At 55.0% G+C, this 15,822-nt stretch carries 14 protein-coding genes; 9 read left to right on the top strand and 5 right to left on the bottom strand.

The genetic code is table 11. The features are described from left to right. Positions 1-587: 587 nt before the first annotated feature. Together GOX61_RS16385 and GOX61_RS16380 are read left to right on the top strand one after the other, a co-directional pair. Positions 588-1,598 carry a succinylglutamate desuccinylase/aspartoacylase family protein gene (locus GOX61_RS16385; RefSeq protein WP_170335432.1) on the top strand — a complete coding sequence of 337 codons (1,011 nt, stop codon included), beginning with the start codon at positions 588-590 and terminating at the stop codon, positions 1,596-1,598. Continuing rightward, positions 1,591-2,766, top strand: a complete 1,176-nt coding sequence (locus tag GOX61_RS16380; RefSeq protein WP_170335431.1) for a MalY/PatB family protein — start codon at positions 1,591-1,593, stop codon at positions 2,764-2,766. Before GOX61_RS16385 ends, GOX61_RS16380 begins: the two co-directional genes overlap by 8 nt. A gap of 221 nt (positions 2,767-2,987) precedes the next feature. Here the strand turns inward: GOX61_RS16380 and GOX61_RS16375 are convergent, their stop codons facing one another. Further along, positions 2,988-3,218 (bottom strand): hypothetical protein, encoded by a 231-nt coding sequence (locus GOX61_RS16375; protein WP_254436900.1) that lies wholly within the window; start codon positions 3,216-3,218, stop codon positions 2,988-2,990. 373 nt (positions 3,219-3,591) lie between these two features. Here GOX61_RS16375 and GOX61_RS16370 point away from each other — a divergent pair, with 373 nt between their 5' ends. Beyond that, complete coding sequence (locus tag GOX61_RS16370) at positions 3,592-4,986, top strand: pyridoxal phosphate-dependent decarboxylase family protein (RefSeq protein WP_170335429.1); 1,395 nt, start codon at positions 3,592-3,594, stop codon at positions 4,984-4,986. 51 nt (positions 4,987-5,037) lie between these two features. Here GOX61_RS16370 and GOX61_RS16365 read toward each other — a convergent pair whose 3' ends face one another. Then, positions 5,038-5,448: a PaaI family thioesterase gene (locus GOX61_RS16365; RefSeq protein ID WP_170335427.1), complete on the bottom strand. Its 411-nt coding sequence runs from the start codon at positions 5,446-5,448 to the stop codon at positions 5,038-5,040. Between the two features lie 683 nt (positions 5,449-6,131). On the opposite strand from GOX61_RS16365, the gene GOX61_RS16360 reads away from it, so the two are divergent. From GOX61_RS16360 to GOX61_RS16350, 3 genes are all read left to right on the top strand, one after another. Beyond that, a complete protein-coding gene (locus tag GOX61_RS16360; RefSeq protein ID WP_170335425.1) occupies positions 6,132-6,461 on the top strand; it encodes an HU family DNA-binding protein in 330 nt (109 codons plus the stop codon). A 4-nt stretch (positions 6,462-6,465) separates the two neighbouring features. Further along, complete coding sequence (locus GOX61_RS16355) at positions 6,466-6,870, top strand: hypothetical protein (protein WP_170335423.1); 405 nt, start codon at positions 6,466-6,468, stop codon at positions 6,868-6,870. A 548-nt stretch (positions 6,871-7,418) separates the two neighbouring features. Further along, the gene (locus GOX61_RS16350; RefSeq protein WP_254436899.1) at positions 7,419-8,072 is read left to right on the top strand and encodes a leucine-rich repeat domain-containing protein; all 654 of its coding nucleotides are present in this window, start codon (positions 7,419-7,421) and stop codon (positions 8,070-8,072) included. Positions 8,073-8,584: 512 nt separating this feature from the next. Here the strand turns inward: GOX61_RS16350 and GOX61_RS16345 are convergent. The 3 genes from GOX61_RS16345 to GOX61_RS16335 are packed head-to-tail and all read right to left on the bottom strand — an operon-like array spanning position 8,585 to position 11,602. Then, positions 8,585-9,829 carry an AAA family ATPase gene (locus GOX61_RS16345; RefSeq protein ID WP_170335421.1) on the bottom strand — a complete coding sequence of 415 codons (1,245 nt, stop codon included), beginning with the start codon at positions 9,827-9,829 and terminating at the stop codon, positions 8,585-8,587. Between the two features lies 1 nt (position 9,830). Then, positions 9,831-10,472 (bottom strand): peptide chain release factor H, encoded by a 642-nt coding sequence (prfH, locus tag GOX61_RS16340; RefSeq protein WP_170335419.1) that lies wholly within the window; start codon positions 10,470-10,472, stop codon positions 9,831-9,833. After that, entirely contained in the window at positions 10,469-11,602 is a 1,134-nt protein-coding gene (locus GOX61_RS16335) for an RNA ligase RtcB family protein (protein WP_170335417.1), read from the bottom strand. Before GOX61_RS16335 ends, prfH begins: the two co-directional genes overlap by 4 nt. An 871-nt stretch (positions 11,603-12,473) precedes the next feature. Here GOX61_RS16335 and GOX61_RS16330 point away from each other — a divergent pair. The 3 genes from GOX61_RS16330 to GOX61_RS16320 all read left to right on the top strand — a co-directional run bounded on the left by GOX61_RS16330 (position 12,474) and on the right by GOX61_RS16320 (position 15,750). Beyond that, positions 12,474-12,695, top strand: a complete 222-nt coding sequence (locus tag GOX61_RS16330; protein WP_170335415.1) for a helix-turn-helix domain-containing protein — start codon at positions 12,474-12,476, stop codon at positions 12,693-12,695. Positions 12,696-12,922: 227 nt separating this feature from the next. Further along, positions 12,923-13,600, top strand: coding sequence for a hypothetical protein (locus GOX61_RS16325; protein ID WP_170335413.1), 678 nt, complete (start codon positions 12,923-12,925; stop codon positions 13,598-13,600). Further along, positions 13,597-15,750, top strand: coding sequence for a Mu transposase C-terminal domain-containing protein (locus GOX61_RS16320; protein WP_170335411.1), 2,154 nt, complete (start codon positions 13,597-13,599; stop codon positions 15,748-15,750). The genes GOX61_RS16325 and GOX61_RS16320 overlap by 4 nt, the downstream gene beginning before the upstream one ends. The last annotated feature ends 72 nt before the right edge of the window (positions 15,751-15,822 follow it).

Genomic DNA, 15,822 nt, shown 5'->3' with positions numbered 1-15,822 from the left:
TATTGGCCGTCCGATCAGTGTGGTTACGTGTCTGCGATATTGAAGAGCGAGCGTCATGCGTAAGCCCGCGTTGGCCATGGTCACGCAATGGGCCTGCCATGGCCATTCCAGCAGTCAAAACAATGGCGAATGCGGTGACGGAGGTAATCAGTGTCTTTTTCATTTCTTGGTCCCTTCCGGTTGAGCGTTGTTGATGCGCTGTGTGTGGAACCAACTTGGCAATCCGCGAGACGATTTTATTGCGCTGGCACGTCAAGGTTTTGCGAAAAGGCTTCAGGATGGTGTGGGTCACCCCATATCAAAAAGCAATCTGCAACTGTTCGCTGCGAGTGTAGTCTAACTGAACTGAGTGAATAAGCGCCGTTATTTGTCTAGTTCGCTCAGGAAATTTCAGCCGAACAGCAATGACAGCTTTGGACTCTTGCCTCCACCCGATGCCCGCCGCAGAGAAGAACAACGCAGAGCCTTAAGCGGACCTGTCATTCGATTTGGCAGTCTTGGTCGATCCTACACTCCAAACAAGCCTTCACCAAATTTCTAACTGGATTCGAAACGACAAAACCGTGACAGTGCAGAGGGGAGAACGAATGTCTGAAACGCTGATTTCCTCTGATGTTGATTTCGCCGCTGAAGGAAAGCACAGCGGGTATCTTCGCGTGCCGCACTCGGTCGACAACTCGGCTTACGGGTGGCTGCCAGTGCCAATCACAGTCATCCGAAATGGAGAGGGACCGACATTGGTTTTGTCGGCCGGCATTCATGGCGACGAGTACGAAGGGCAAGTCGCTGTAGCAGAACTCGCCACAGAGTTGTTACCGGAACACATTCGCGGTCGCCTGATCCTGTTGCCCATGGTCAATTTGCCGGCAGCCAAGCACGGTCGACGCATATCACCTGTGGATTCCGGTAATCTAAACCGCCTCTATCCCGGCAATCCTGTAGGATCACCCTCCGAAATGATCGCCCATTACCATGAAGAGGTCATTCTTCCGCTTGCCGATTATGCCGTAGATCTTCACTCGGGTGGGTCGTCACTGCTTTATCCCGCCACGCTTTTGCGCGGGCCTGGACATACCCTACAGGAAGAGGCTGGCTTGCAGATACTCACAGAAGCCTTTGATTTGCCTTATGCATGGGTGTTTACCGGCGGAGGAGGACACAACAGCACTGCCCGAACTGCTATGGGAGCCGCTAATCGCAAGGGGGTGATCAACGTTATGGCCGAGCTAGGCGGTGGCAACGCAGTGACGCCCGGGGTTTTGTCTTTCACGCGACGTGGGTTACGCCGCATTTTGAACGTCTTGGGGATGCTGCCACATTATGTGCCAGACGCCTCAAGAGGGACTCGCCTGCTGAATGCCGTGGGCGTGATCTACTCCTATTATGAAGGCTTGTTCGAGCCGCTGAAAGGTATCGGAGATCTCGTTTCAGAGGGTGAAATCGTGGCACAACTTCACCATCCGGACACTCCGGGACGCGCACCTGAGCAAGTGCAATCCACCTTTGGAGGTGTGGTATTGGCGATGCGCGCAATGGCACAAACAAACCGAGGCGATGCACTTTATCAGATAGCACAGGACGTGGGCCGAGATGCCTGACTTTGATTTTGATGAGGTCATCGACAGGCGCGAGGTTCCAGCGCTCAAGTTTCATCAAACAGTTCTGGGACCCGATGGCGCGGATCTTTTTGCCGCTGGCGTCGCCGACATGGATTTCCGTGTCGCTCCCTGTATCACGGCTGCTATCGAGAGGCGTCTGAAACACAACCTTTTCGGCTACGAAGCCGTGCCGGACGGTTTGGTCCCGGCTTTGATCAGCTGGACGGAGCGTCGCCACAAATGGAAAATCGAGCCACAGCACATCCTGCGTGCTCCCAATGTGCTCAACACACTCGCCATGGCGGTCAATTGCTTCACCGCGCCGGGTGACGGAATCATTATACAGCCGCCGGTATTTTTTGATTTTGCAGACATCATCGCCGAAAATGAACGCATGGTGGCAGAGAACGCCCTAGTGTTCGAGGAGGGCCGATACAGCATGGATTTCGCTGGGCTGGAGCATCTCGCCTCGCAACCCGATATTCGAATGCTGTTCTTGTGTAATCCACACAACCCGGTGGGGCGGGTCTGGACCAGAGAGGAACTTCGACAGGTTGACGACATCTGCTCTAGACATGATGTGTTCGTCGTGTCCGACGAAATTCACTGCGACATCACCTTTCCGGGCCACGAGTACACGCCATTTGCCAGCATCTCGCAAAAGGCAGGTGCCAACTCCGTCACTAGTCTGTCGCCAGCCAAGAGTTTCAATATCGCATCTTGCTGTTCTTCCTTTTCAGTGGTGCCGGATGACGGTCGTCGCAGCGCACTGCAAGCGCACAATAGCCGACTAACAGTCAACAAGAACAATGCCTTCGCATCCGTGGCGATGGAGGCCGCCTATACCTCTGGTGAACCATGGCTGGAGCCGATGCTGGATTATCTGTGGGCCAACATAGATCTCACCCGAAAATGTCTGAAAGACATACCAGGTGTCGACCTGATCGAACCGGATGGGACATTCCTTTTGTGGCTCGACTTCGACGGCCTGGGGCTTGCCCCGGAAGAACTTGACACATTCCTGAGAAACCAAGCCGGCTGGGCGATCACACGAGGGGTGTCTTTCGGCCACCTAAGTTCGCGTTTCGGCAGGTTGAATATTGCGTGTCCAAGATCAAGGCTAAAAACTGCGCTGGCTCAACTCAAATGCGCTGTAGCAGCTGGTTAGTTCTTCCAGAAAAGCTTCTGCGGTTTAGGTAGTGAAGGTCGGGTTTATCCGCTTGTCGGCCATCCGACACTGGATTTGGAACATCCGGAATGCGCGGGTTCCCGGCATTCGGTATCTGCACTCCAAATATGGCAGTGGAGGTCCGGCAATTCCAACAATTAGAAAGGGCCGCTTTGCGAGGCGCAACCAGCGCAGTGGCCTAAACAGTGTGATCAAGTAAGTTAGTTAGGCCGCACCGCAACGAGAACGACGTCAAGTTTATCCTCCAAGGCCTGCAGTTTCTCGAGCTGGTCTTTTGGCAGCGTCACAGTATCAGCTTCAACAGCGGTAAGAGCCACAACCGGGCTTCCAATTTCTTTTTCAAGTTCCCGAACCGCATTGAGTTTATCGGCTTCAAGTTCCGCGATTGGGTATAGCATGGCAATCTCCTGTCTTCTGATAATGGAAAGCATAGCCTATTTTCGCGATGTTTGGGCATACTAAGGTAGATCAGCTCTGTTGCGCCCACCCGGCTTTCGTTGAACTCCGCTGAATGTCCCTTTAGTGCCGCATTCAGATGAATGCATGCGCAATACTCAATTCATCCGGGAACGGCCGGTAAGGGCTCATCCTGCCTGCCTATGCTTGCCGCAGAAAACGACCGTTTTGAGCCCATTTTGCCCGATGCTGTGCTTTGCACATTTTGAAGCGATGTGCCGAAAGCCGTCTTTGCTTCACATCTGGATAGAAACCTTGGAATGATAGCCCCGTGAATACCGCATGTTTCGGGTCGAAGTGCCAATTCAGTGTGGGTAGTTTCACACTGAACAATCACAGGATTTCCCGATGCACGGACGCGACGCACTCTTCCCGGATTTTGATCAGTTAACGGATGCGGAAAACGCGTTGACTGAACGTTTGAGCCAGGCACGCCGCAACTATGCCAGCCGCAAGGCCACCTCGGCTGAGTTGACGCCTGACTGGTTGGAAGAGCTGCAGTCCAAACGGTTTGACCAAGCAGAAGACCTTGAACCGCTGATGGACTGGGTGATTGATGCGCTCGACACTGGCAGCGTGCAGATGACGCATCCGGGGTATCTCGGCCTGTTCAATCCGGCACCTACGTTTGCCGCAGAATGTGCGGATCGGATTGTATCAGCCTTCAATCCGCAAATCTGTGTGTATTCTCATGCGCCTGCTGCTGTCGAAATCGAACAACATGTCATCAATGAACTGGCCCGGCGCGCCGGGCTTCCCAAGGGGGCCGGGGGGCATTTCACCAGTGGTGGGGCAGAGGCCAATTCGACGGCTGTTTTATGTGCCTTGCAGGCCAAATGCCCGGAGTACAGCGACAAGGGCATCTATGCGTTCGGTGGTCAGCCGACGATTTACGTCTCGAAGGAAAGCCACCTTGCATGGTTGAAGATGGCGCATTCAGCGGGCATTGGACGCAACGCCGTTCGATTGATCGCGACCGACGGTCAAGGGCAGATGGACGCGGGTTGTCTGGCGGCCGCCATTGATGAGGATCTGAAAAGCGGATGCGTCCCGGTCCTGATCGTGGCCACGGCTGGCACTACGAATGCCGGGATGATCGACCCACTCAAGGATTGCAGCACTCTGGCGCAAGAGCATGACATGTGGTTTCACGTCGATGCGGCCTGGGGTGGCGCGATGATTGCCAGCACGGCAGGACGGTCAGTGTTGAATGGCATTGAACAGGCGGATTCAATCACGATTGACGCCCATAAATGGTTCGCCACCACGATGGGGGCTGGCATGTTCCTGACCTCACGCCCCGACATACCGGCCCAAGTTTTCCGGATTTCGGCCAGCTACATGCCGGAAAGCGAGGCGGCCAAGGATTTCTATGTGAATTCCAACCAGTGGTCGCGCCGCTTCGTGGGGTTGCGCCTGTTCCTCGCCCTTGGTGCTGCCGGATGGGACGGCTACGGAGACCATGTTGAACGCTCAATTCGCCTGACCAACCGGTTCACGGAAAACCTTAGAAAGGCAGGTTGGACGGAGGCAAACCGGTCTCTCATGGGGGTGAGTTGCATGGTTCCGCCGGAAGGGAACGACGCTGTACAACGTTATGTCGATGCAGTTCATGAAGATGGCCGGTTCTGGATTTCCAAGGCGGTGTTCGAGGGAAAACCGGTTTTGCGAGCCTGCGTTACCAATGGACGCACGGATGAAGCGACCATTGATCAGTTGACGGCTTTCCTGACGACACTTTGAGGCAAGGAAATGCGCGCCCGCCGCAAGTACCGCGGGCGCCTATCCAATTGGTCAACCGGCGCGCAGATGCGTAGTTGTCATGTCGATCAACAGCCGCCCCGTGTCGCCGCGAACATCGGTGCGAATGACAATGAGTTTGCCGCCGCGTTTGACCGTTGTGGAGGTTGCAATCAGATCGCCCGCCTTTTCGTTACCCGACAAGACCGTATGAAGATCAACGGCGAGCGGGAAACCCGACCCGTCTTCACCAATGCTGTCCAGGTCGCCGATGGCACACAAGGTTGCTGCGATATCGGCAAACCAGATCAGGGCGCCAGCGTGCATCGTCCCAAACGGATTCTTTGCGGCTTCGGTTACCGGCATTCTGGCAACCACGCGTTCCGGCTCGCGGCTTTCGATGGTAAAGCCGATTTCGCCCTTCCACTTGTTCTCAGCCAGTTTTTGTCTGATGTTCGTTTCCATACTCTCAACTTTCAGTGGCTAGAGCATGCTCGCATCTGAAAAACCTGAATTCGACCCAGAACTTGCGCATTTGGCCTTACCGGGGCGTGGTGATGAAAAGCGCTGCAACCGGACATTCGAGCCACTGCCGTGAAGGTCCGGAAGGTCCCGCTCACCAGCCATCAGATACTTGATTTTGAACGTCCGCTTTCGCGCGTTTGCGATCCGCTGCATGTGCGATAGACCGAAGCGTGATCAAAGGCGGCTTTGGGCTCTCACCTCCCATCAATGCTCACTACAGCGAATGACTATTCCGACTCCTCTCCTCACGCAGCATCTTGCAAGTGATAAGTGTCCGGCTTCGTCCACCGCGCAGCTTCGCCAGGCCGAACACCTCAAGTATCACACACATGGCTTGCCGCAATCCCGCCCGCCATCCAACAGCAAGCCCAACCGATGTGCAGCGACAGGACGCGCGACTGGAAAGGTGTTTGAGACGTGTAGTTGGTGGAGGCGGCTTGCATCATACAGCGTGGATAGATCGACTATATGCATAAAACCGCTGTTATTTCTTGAAAATTTTGTGAAGCTCGGCGAACATCGCTAGCAGGAATGATTGCGTGAGAAGCTATTACTTTCTGGGCGCGATCTCTGCCTAAGTGGATTATTGGTCACAGCAATTTGAGAATTTGCGGAGATAGGAATTGGCAAAACCATTAACAAGAACGCAGCTCATAGCTGCATTAGCAGAGGAAATGAATACCGACAAAAAGTCGGCAAGCAATGCGCTCGATGCAATCGTTGAAATTATCACAAAGGAAGTTTCCAGTGGCGGTGCAGTTACACTTCCCGGCGTAGGAAAAATCTATGCCCGTGAGCGACCTGAAAGAATGGTGCGCAACCCTGCAACGGGCGAAGCCTTCAGAAAAGAAGCTGACAAAGTCGTCAAAATGACGATCTCGAAAGCACTCAAAGACAAAGTTGCATCTGCAGACGACGGGTGGGGCGGACCGCGCGGTCCGAGAAAGCGGTGAATTGATGGACCCAGCAGAAAGACGTAAAAACCAAAGAGAAAACCAGAACTTTTTCTCTTTGAAGATCAGCGAGCTATCTAGGTACATAGGATTTGCGCTCGCTGCCCTTGGCATAGCACTTGTTTCAGACCAAGCCGAATTGTTTTCGCGCCTCGACCCAAAGTGGCAGAACGCAACCCTCCTGGCGACGTTGCTAGGATGCGTGGTGGTTATGCTGGACTATGTGCAGTATGCGTTTGGATGGTTTGCTGCGTCCAACGCGGCAAACAATGTAGCTGGAGGATATCAGCATAGCAAAAGGGGAAAGGTATTCAGGTTTTTGCAGTCCTCTGCCTTTTATTTGAAACAGATCGGCGCACTCATTGGATCTCTATTGGTAACAATAAGCATCGGAACTTTGCTTGTCTAATTGAACAAGTCGTTTTGAGGAATTTGCATACCAAAGTTAGCCACTGTTGTTCGCAGGGCGCCTTATTCGTGCGCATCTCTCAGCGTCACGTCTACCATGCGCTGGGACCCTCGCCCTAGCGGTAGGTATGTCGGAGCCTAGAGCGCAAATACCTGCGCCGGCAAGTTCTCCACCGTCGCCAACTCGTGGAGCTTGGCGACCAGCTTGTTGTGATCCTTGGAACGGCCCCGGACAAGCGCTCCTGAACCTCGGCTTGGCGCTGCTTACCGCACAGCAGACATTGAGTTTATGTTCGTTTCGTCCGCCCACCTGCCAACCGGCATCGGACTGTCGACGTCCGCTTCCGTGCGTTTGTGGTTCTCTGCGTGTGCGAAAGGTAGAAATGGGATCAACGGCAGCTTGGGGCTCAAATGGCTTGTTCAAGCTCACTGCAGAAACAGGCGGCAAAGAGCCTGTAGTGCAGAGACCGCGGCTTGGATAAATGCCTGCTTTTGCCCCAAGCGCAGCAGTCACAGATTGACCACATTCGATCGGTAACCACCAATTGTATGAGGAAAATTATCTTACTATTTATTATTGCCTTAGCCGCATTTGCGGCGTGGCAGTTCAAACTGATGAGAAATGCAAACCAACAGCTTATTGTAGCCGAGCAGCGGGTTGAAGATGCAATTTCTGCCGGAACCAATAACCTAAATTTCAGCGACCTTGTCGATCTTCGGAAGCTGCCAGCCAACATCGGTAATGTTCCAAACTTAAAGTACCTGAACGCACGGGGAACCAGCTTAAGCGATCTGACCGGGCTGGAAGGTAATGCGACTCTCGAACATCTTGACTTGAACATGACACGAGTTTCCGATCTCAAACCGCTTCAGGGCTTGCCGAACCTGAAGTTGGTTTATCTTCATGACACCTGGGTGTCCGATGTGTCGCCCGTCGCAGCAATACCGTCACTTGAGCGTCTTGACATTGGCACGACACAAATTGACACGCTGCGGCCTGTTACACAGATCAAAAGTTTGGTCTGGTTGAATCTTCACAACAGCCACGCGCTTGATGGGTCTCGTGAGCACTTTGTGATCCTGGAGGAACGTCCATTTCTTGAGTTGTCAGGTGGGAGCGCCTACCGCCAAGACTATCGACCGGGTTGGCAGTACAACGCAATGCAGCGCCTGTCGCGCCTGAGAGAAGAACTCGGACTCTGATGACTGTCCGTTCATGGGCAGCGCAATCCTCTCGAAAAACAGAAAGCGGTCCATTACATGCCTGCAGACAGTCCGCTCTGTCCCGTTCATGACTTGGCGCTCGTTAATGCAATCGCCTTTTCTCGGAGTGGTCTCACTTCGTCATTCGCAGCAACCTTTGCAAATGCGCGCTTTCAGCACAGTCCGAGTCTGTCTGCAATGCAGCCCAAAGCTGTTTGTTAAGGTGTATTTGGTTTCTCGGCTCAGTTTTTATGGGTTGAAGTGCGCTAGCGACCTCGAGAACCTTGCACGAAATTGCAATTCAAAATTCCATTTCCTCGAAATCCACTCTTCCGGGCCTTCATCAAGTCCAGGCTTGGCGAGTATTCACATATGGGCCACTAAATCGTGCCCATCTCCTTGCAGGTCCTAAGAAAAAACTCGTGAAATTGATCTGCTTCGCTGAAATGTCCTCGATTTGAGGTGGCACAGCAGCCAACCGGACGCAAGATTTAGCGGGCGCTCGTGCTCGCTTACTCGGCCGCCATATCTTGTTTTGGGCTGTCCAGTTCCCAAGCTTGCGCTGCAATCTTTGGGTCGGCGCTATTGGCCAAAAGCCACCCTTGTATCTGGGCGGGGCTGAGTCGTTGATCTCCTAACCGCTGTTCGAATGCCTCGGCCAAGTCGCGCTCACCGGGGAAAAAGCGCTCAAACAGTCGGCGGGCTGTTGCTGCACCCACCAATCCAAGCTCGGTGTGCACATCAGCGCGGCCCGGACGGATCAAGGCCGGGTCCAACCTTTCTTTGTGGTTTGTGGTCATGACCAGAGCACGACCCTCCTGAGCCGCGACGCCATCGATGGCATTGAGCAAGCCCGAGAAGCTGACGCCCGAGCGTTTCTCGCCACCTTCGCGCTGCGTAAACACGGCGTCCACATCCTCGATTGCGATCAGGGACCCCTTGGGGGCACACATCATCGCTTCACGCAGATCATCATCCGTCAGCGTGACGCGCCCGATATCCAGCGACGCGATATCCAATGACAGGTCTGATGCCAGCGCGCGAATGAGGCTCGATTTGCCCGTGCCCGGAGGGCCGTAAAACAGATACCCCCGCCGCCAGGGAACACCACGTTCCGCGTACCAGTCGCTGGCTCCATAGAACCAACGCATGTCGTCCAACACTTTCCCGATACGATCGTCATCCACCAGTATCGTATTGACGGAACGGCGCGGGACATCCCCGACATGATCCCACCAATCCCCTTTCAGAATATGGAGGCCAGGGCCGATGCGATCCCTGGTTTGGGAAAGTGCACGTCCCTCAGCGATCCAGCCCAATATCGTTTCGACCTTTCCGAACAGGACGGTGACATTCAATACTTCCATCGGGCGCTGGTTGTGCGATGCACCCACTTTTGACTTTTCATTGATGTCGCGTTCTAGGCTGCAGAGCTTTCCCCGCCAGAAAAACCAGTGCCGCCCGGGAGCCGGTGCATAGCCCTTTGTTCCCCGAGCCCATTTGCCATCCGTCAAGCGCACATGGCGCGAATGAGACAGAACACTGTTCTGCTCCATCCAGATACAGAAATGACGATAGGCCGCGCTTCGGTTATCGAGTGTCAGGCTCACCCAAACGCGCCGAACAATCACACGGTACATGGCCATGAACACAATGCGCAGAAAGGCCGCCGCGACCCCAAATGCCCCGAGCGCCAAGCCGCCCGCGAAAAAATCGCTGGTCAGGGCGCTGGTCAGGAATTGATCGAATGCTTCCATCTTAACCCCCTTTCACTTCGCGAAAATCGCGACCCTTGAAGCACCGCGCCGGATTGCCGCGTTCGAGCGCGTAGTGCAGCTCGTTGCAGCCCGCCTTTTGTGCGGCTTCATCCGCTGCGGCTTGCGCGGCGATCAGATGCTGCAGGCGTTCCAATGCCAGTGATTTGTTGCGATGCTGCGAACGCTCTTCACGCGCCACCGCCGAAAGCCCCGTTGGCTTGTGCGTCGCCCGCACTGCGCTATCGGTCGTGTTCTGGTGCTGCCCGCCAGGTCCGCCAGCGCGGAAGGTTTCGAACGCAACATCACGCGCATGAATGCGGTCAGGTGTTTGCACCGGTGCAGGCAGGTCGAACACCCCAATGAACCAATTGGCCCGTTTATGCGTCGGACGCAGATTGCTTTGCGCCCGCCACTGGATCGTACCGCGCCAATTCATGGCGAAGGCCTCCGCGTCGGCACCGCTTACCAGAACCACTACGGACTTATAGCCGTGTTTTGTACGCACCCCATTGGTGTCGAAGTCCACGGCGATGAGCTCGGCCTCGATGCGCATTGCCTCGAGCACGCCTGCAACGGCTTGCTGGCATTCTGCCGGCCCGCTGCCACTGGTGACCAAGAGTGAAATATGTCGGGATGTAATCATGACGGCCTCCCGTCACGCGTTTTCTTGAAGGTCAGAAGCGGATGGAACTCACCCACAGAATACGCAGCACCTGTTCGCTCCAGGTCTCCGGCGACGGACTTGGCCGATTTGTAGGCCAAAGGCGCTTCTTCAATCAGAAGGTCGCGATCCTCGCACAGAATACGCCCGCCAAAGGATGTGCGCTGCATGGTCTCAATGTCGGATTTCTTGGCCCGTACTCGACCATGCATCGAGGATCGGTCGTAGCGTCGCCCGGCACCATGAGCGAGGCTGCTTAGTGAGTCGTCATGACCGTTCGGAGCCATCAGATAGCTTTCACTGGCCCGCGATCCGGCAAGCGGAACAAATCCCTGCTCGGCGACTGCCGCGCCCTTGCGGTGCAGCCAGCCCTCGCCATGCCGCGCAAGTAGGTTATGCGGGGCATCGACAATCAATGTCAGGTCTGCCCGCAGCGCCTCGGATGCGCGTTCTGCAACGGCCTGACGATTGAGGCTGGCCCAACGAACCGCTTTGTCATGATCTCTCAGATAGGACTGAGCCGCGTCGCAATCCTCGTGCAGTCCGGCATAGGCTCCCTGAGGTACAGCCTCAAGAACGGCATTTCCAAAACCTCGCGATCCGGAATGCACCAGCAGATACAGACGCGATGCATCGAGGCGGATGCCGTCACCCGCCTCGGCCAAAGTTTGCACTTCGCAGAAATGATTGCCGCCACCAACCGTACCGAGCGATGTGGCAAACAGATCGGTTGGCAGGCCAGCATCTTCCAGTCGCCAGCGCTGATCTTCAGATACAGGTTCTCCAAGAACACGCATCCGGCGCAGCGCTTTCTCCAGCTTCAGCTTTCGCATAGGCAGATCAAGCTGGAACAGAGACATGCCACAACCGATATCGTTACCGATCAGTTGCGGAAAAATACGGCCCGCCAGAACGGCACATCCAACCGGCCCGTATTTGCCCGGGTGTAAATCGGGAAAGGCCGCGATTTTTTGCACTCCGGTCCAGCCGGCGATTTCTTCGAGTTGCGCTTCGGCCCGTCCTTCGATCCAGGCCGCAGTTGTATAGAATTTCGTGATGACGCCGTCGCCGGACACAGCTGACGCGCGACCATCCAAGACAGAATTGCCCATAAGATAGTACCCAATAAACGTATATAGATGCGCCAGCCACGAGCCGGCGAGCTGGATCAAACCTGATCTGATTTCAGCTTAGGTGTTGATCGGCCCCGGAAGGGCGAAATGACGAATTAGCATGTATGTCCCTTTCCTTGCTTGGGGTTACGATTTGGGTCCAATGGACCAGTTGGAGACTGTCACCTAATCGGGGTCGATGATTCAAGCAAAGGTTTTGACCACGCTCTCGGCATCTGGTGACCAAATTGCAACATAACTGTGTCCGATTGGTCGCAAACGCTGCCTTACCCAAGATGTCCAATAGAAGGTACTCCTATCGAATCTGATGCTCCGCCCATGGTGCAAGAATTTTGTTGTTCCTGTATGCTCGTAGAGCAGCAATGTTGGCTTTCGAGATGTCGTCAGACCAAGCTAAGACCAACGTAAATGTCTGCTGAAGGCCTAGGTTGCCGCCTGCGCAGGCGTCCGAGTTCACGCTCCCGCGCACCTCCTCCTGCCTGTGTTTGTAAGTAGGAAATTCTGTGCCACGTCTCGCGGTCTCAGAAAACCATGCAGCACGGAAGTCCTTCCCAATCAATGCCGACATTCACGCTGTCCCGATAAGATGACCGCCATAAGGAATTTGACGGGCTCACAGAAACGTTCGTTTCACTCGCGGAGTTAATGGCAGAATTAAACATTAACTTTGTGATGGTGAGTGGTTATAAGTGATTGATTAATAATGTAAAATAATTACTCGGCTGAATCATTTTGGACCTATTCTGGCAGTGGGTAATCTCTTAGAATCCAGGGTGATAGAAGGTTCGACCCGACATCATCGGAAACGTTAGTTCCTGCCAAAAGGCCACGAAACATGGATGCCAACAACATGCGCCAGCAGATTGTGAAACTGCATCTCGGGATGGCTCAGACCACAATCACCGAGCTGGCCGAGAGCATCGGGTATAGTCGTTCGGCGGTGTCGAACGTACTTGCCGGGCGTAGGCGGTCGGCGGAGATCGAAACAGGGATCGCTGAGCGTACAGGTTTTCGCGTCGAAGACCTTTGGCCGGTGGCCGACTCTGGAAAGAAGAGGGATATGAAACGATGATCTAGAAAATAGAAAAGCCCCGAGAGCGGACTCTCAAGGGCCTTTGCGTCGATTGGTACCCGACACTCAGAAGGTCTCTCGAATCCCCTCAAAAGTCAAGTCTGGCGGCCGGGTCTTTTGACCCGAACGGTCGTGTTCGGCCGCCTTCCACCATTCGACAAGAGGAATGTGTGCGGTTCACCCTGATCATATTGCTCAGGGAATGATCCCGTACACCATCAAAAAACATGGAAAAAGAAATCTTCAAAGCCCCGCTGGACAGCCGTTCAACGTGTAATCTGTCTGAGCGCTCGCGAGGGCGTACTTTCGTCGAGACAGGCGCATTTCGACCCCACGGGGGCGAAAGTCAGAAAGTCGTCTTCGACAGCCTTGGTGAGTTTGATGCCTTCACCACGACATCAGCGCTGTATCCTGTGGCTGACATGGTCGAGCAGCCGCCTGCCATTGAATACATCGATGCCGATGGCCGTAAGCGTAGTAAAAGAGTGGATCAACTTTATACCTTCGCTGATGGGAGCAAGTATGCTGCCGAGATCAAACCGGCAGAACGCGCCAGAGCGCAGAACCTTGAGGTGCAGCTGGGTTATGTCGCGGCAGCGATGCCCGATGACTTCGCGGATAATCTTGTGCTGATCACTGAGGAAAACTACGACCAGTGGGAGGCGCTGAATGCACGGCGCCTGTTTGCCTACCGGCGTGAGGATGACCCGGAGGCGGCCGCGATAATCGCAGAGCTTGCGGCTGAGATCGATCTGCCGGTCACGATCCGCGAGTTGGTTGCGAGAGCCGCTATTGGCGGCAGGGCTTGGCCGGAAATATTCAAAGCGATCTATGCCGGTATTCTGCGCCCGATCCAGGACGGGGTTATTGATCTCGACATGCTGGTCGAGGGAGGCTTGCAATGACTGATATCATTCGTCTCGAGCCCTATTCGCAGATTCAGCAAGGTGACGTCCCTGGTCTTCTCGTGGAACAAGGGCCGCTAGGTGTCATCATCAGTCGCTGGAGTGAAGGAGAAATTGTCTTTGACGAGCTCACCTATGATGAGATCAACGAAGGTCTGAAGACCGGTCACATCACCATTCGTGATGGCTATCACAGTGAAGAGGCCGTCCGACAGCGCGTGCAGTTTGCCGATCAGATTGTCACCCATCTGCCTGCAAAACAGCGCTCAACGGTCTTCTTCCGTCAGGCCTGGTGCGATCTCTTTCTGGATGCTGAAGCACGCGGAGAGATTGGCCGCTACTGGAAAGATGTGGAGATCTGGATCCGGAGTGTGGCGCAGGAAATCACCGTGCAGATTCCGCAGCCTGATAAGGATACCGGGAAGCGCAAATATGGAGGAAAGAAGCGGTCAAGCAACGAGATTGACCCGCCAGGCTCTTCGGCCTTGCTGCGTTGGGTCCGCGCTTATGAGGCTAGTGGTCGGTGCGTTCTAGCGCTCATAGACAAACGCTATCTTGCGGGACGGACGAAGGTAAAATTTGGTCCCGAGAGCGCCGCCCTGCTTCGCAAGTGCGCGGATCGGTATGCGAGCTTCAAGCGCCCGTCGAAGAAGAGCGTTATTCGCCAGACAAAACGGGCTTTCCGGCTGGCGAATGCGTATCGGATCGATCGCGGCTTGCCGCCATTGGCCGTTCCCGCAGAAAGCACAATCTACAGAGAGATATGTCGTCTTGAGCCTTACCATGTGATGTGCCAGCGCCAGGGCCTCGAAGCGGCCAACCGGCATTTTGCAATCATCGGCGAAGGACTGAATGTCCTGCGGCCAGGGGAGCGTTTGGAAATCGATGAATGGAAGGTCGACCTGATTACCTTCTTTGCGGAGGCCGGTGTCTTCGGTCATCTGACAGAGGAGCAGATCAAAGCACTGCCGAAAGGGCGACGCTGGATCTATGTCGTGATCGATGTGCGAACGCGACTGATCCTCTCGGTGAAGGTTTGCGCAACCCCGAACACCGAAGATGCGATCGCGGCGCTGGACCTGGCAACCCGGGATAAAGCGGACCTTGCCCGCCTTTTTGGCTGCACGCTTCCAGACTGGCCGGGCACTGGTTTTGAAACTGTTGCCTCGGATCAGGGGGCGGCCTTTGCGAACTTTGATTTCCGGGGCGCTGTGACGGATCTTCGCGGAACGGTCATGTTCCCGCCTGCGGGTGTGCCCAAGCTTCGCGGACATATTGAGCGCTGCTTCAGGACCTTCGGGGTGGAGCTGATGGAGCGTCTGAGTGCGCGCACCTATTCGAACATCGTAGAAAAAGGTGACTTCATACCTGAAGACTATGCTGCACTTGCTGATGACGAGTTGACCCGGATCCTGGTTCGCTTTGTTGTGGATGTATATAACAACAAGCCCCATGGGGGCATCGGTGGACAGACCCCGCTGAACTGCTGGCGGGAATTGTGCTCGACCGTTGGCAAGCCGCGCCCTCCCAGCCGAATTGAGCGCCTCGGGGCCTTCGGTCGGAAATACACCCGGAGTATTTCCGGACGCGGGGTTCGGTTTGCGGGCATCTTCTACACCTGTGAGATGGTTCGGCACCATTTCCTGGCCAATCCCGATCTCGAGGTTGAGATCCGGGTGGATCATCAGGACCTTGGTATGATTGAGGTCAATCTCAATGGTGTCTGGGTTGTTGCCCGCCCCCTGGCAAAAGGGTTTGATGGTCTGTCGCTGGATCTGTGGACCGAGGCCTGCAGCAATCTGCGCCGCCGTTTTGAGGCGGAGGCAGAACTGACGCAGGATATCATTGATCAGGCATTCGCAGACTTCTCAGAGGAGGATCGCGCTGCCTCTCAACGGCTTGGGCTCTCAGCGCTTGCCCCGACCAAGGCAGATGTTGAGCGCAATCGGGAGCATCTCTGGCTTGGACTGGATGTCGTGGCGGGCATCACCCCCACGGTTTCCAGGAAAAAAAGAGGTCTCCTTGATGGTGTGATCGCCAGAGCAGAGGTGGCGCCACCACAGCTCCCGGAGATCACTCCTAAGGAGGATGACGCAGAGAAGACCATGTCGATCTCACGCCCGCGCTGGCGTATGGAGGACGGACAATGACACATATGTCCCGTGAGGAGGTCAGCCACATCGTGGCTGACCTTGAACACCGCTTTATCGCCCATGACACTT

It is taken from the genome of Ruegeria arenilitoris (assembly GCF_013030265.1).
GTDB lineage: Bacteria > Pseudomonadota > Alphaproteobacteria > Rhodobacterales > Rhodobacteraceae > Ruegeria > Ruegeria arenilitoris_E.
The sequence above is the reverse complement of the archived record's forward strand: the minus strand, read 5'-3'. Positions and strand labels throughout refer to the sequence as shown.

Excerpts from the sequence above, each read along its gene's own strand:
- GOX61_RS16380 (WP_170335431.1), top strand. The coding sequence starts at position 1,591 with ATGCCTGACTTTGATTTTGATGAGGTCATCGACAGGCGCGAGGTTCCA.
- GOX61_RS16370 (WP_170335429.1), top strand. The coding sequence starts at position 3,592 with ATGCACGGACGCGACGCACTCTTCCCGGATTTTGATCAGTTAACGGAT.
- GOX61_RS16330 (WP_170335415.1), top strand. The coding sequence starts at position 12,474 with ATGCGCCAGCAGATTGTGAAACTGCATCTCGGGATGGCTCAGACCACA.
- GOX61_RS16355 (WP_170335423.1), top strand. The coding sequence starts at position 6,466 with ATGGACCCAGCAGAAAGACGTAAAAACCAAAGAGAAAACCAGAACTTT.
- GOX61_RS16350 (WP_254436899.1), top strand. The coding sequence starts at position 7,419 with ATGAGGAAAATTATCTTACTATTTATTATTGCCTTAGCCGCATTTGCG.
- GOX61_RS16335 (WP_170335417.1), bottom strand. The coding sequence starts at position 11,602 with ATGGGCAATTCTGTCTTGGATGGTCGCGCGTCAGCTGTGTCCGGCGAC.
- GOX61_RS16320 (WP_170335411.1), top strand. The coding sequence starts at position 13,597 with ATGACTGATATCATTCGTCTCGAGCCCTATTCGCAGATTCAGCAAGGT.
- GOX61_RS16365 (WP_170335427.1), bottom strand. The coding sequence starts at position 5,448 with ATGGAAACGAACATCAGACAAAAACTGGCTGAGAACAAGTGGAAGGGC.
- GOX61_RS16385 (WP_170335432.1), top strand. The coding sequence starts at position 588 with ATGTCTGAAACGCTGATTTCCTCTGATGTTGATTTCGCCGCTGAAGGA.
- GOX61_RS16325 (WP_170335413.1), top strand. The coding sequence starts at position 12,923 with ATGGAAAAAGAAATCTTCAAAGCCCCGCTGGACAGCCGTTCAACGTGT.
- GOX61_RS16375 (WP_254436900.1), bottom strand. The coding sequence starts at position 3,218 with ATGCTTTCCATTATCAGAAGACAGGAGATTGCCATGCTATACCCAATC.
- GOX61_RS16345 (WP_170335421.1), bottom strand. The coding sequence starts at position 9,829 with ATGGAAGCATTCGATCAATTCCTGACCAGCGCCCTGACCAGCGATTTT.
- prfH (WP_170335419.1), bottom strand. The coding sequence starts at position 10,472 with ATGATTACATCCCGACATATTTCACTCTTGGTCACCAGTGGCAGCGGG.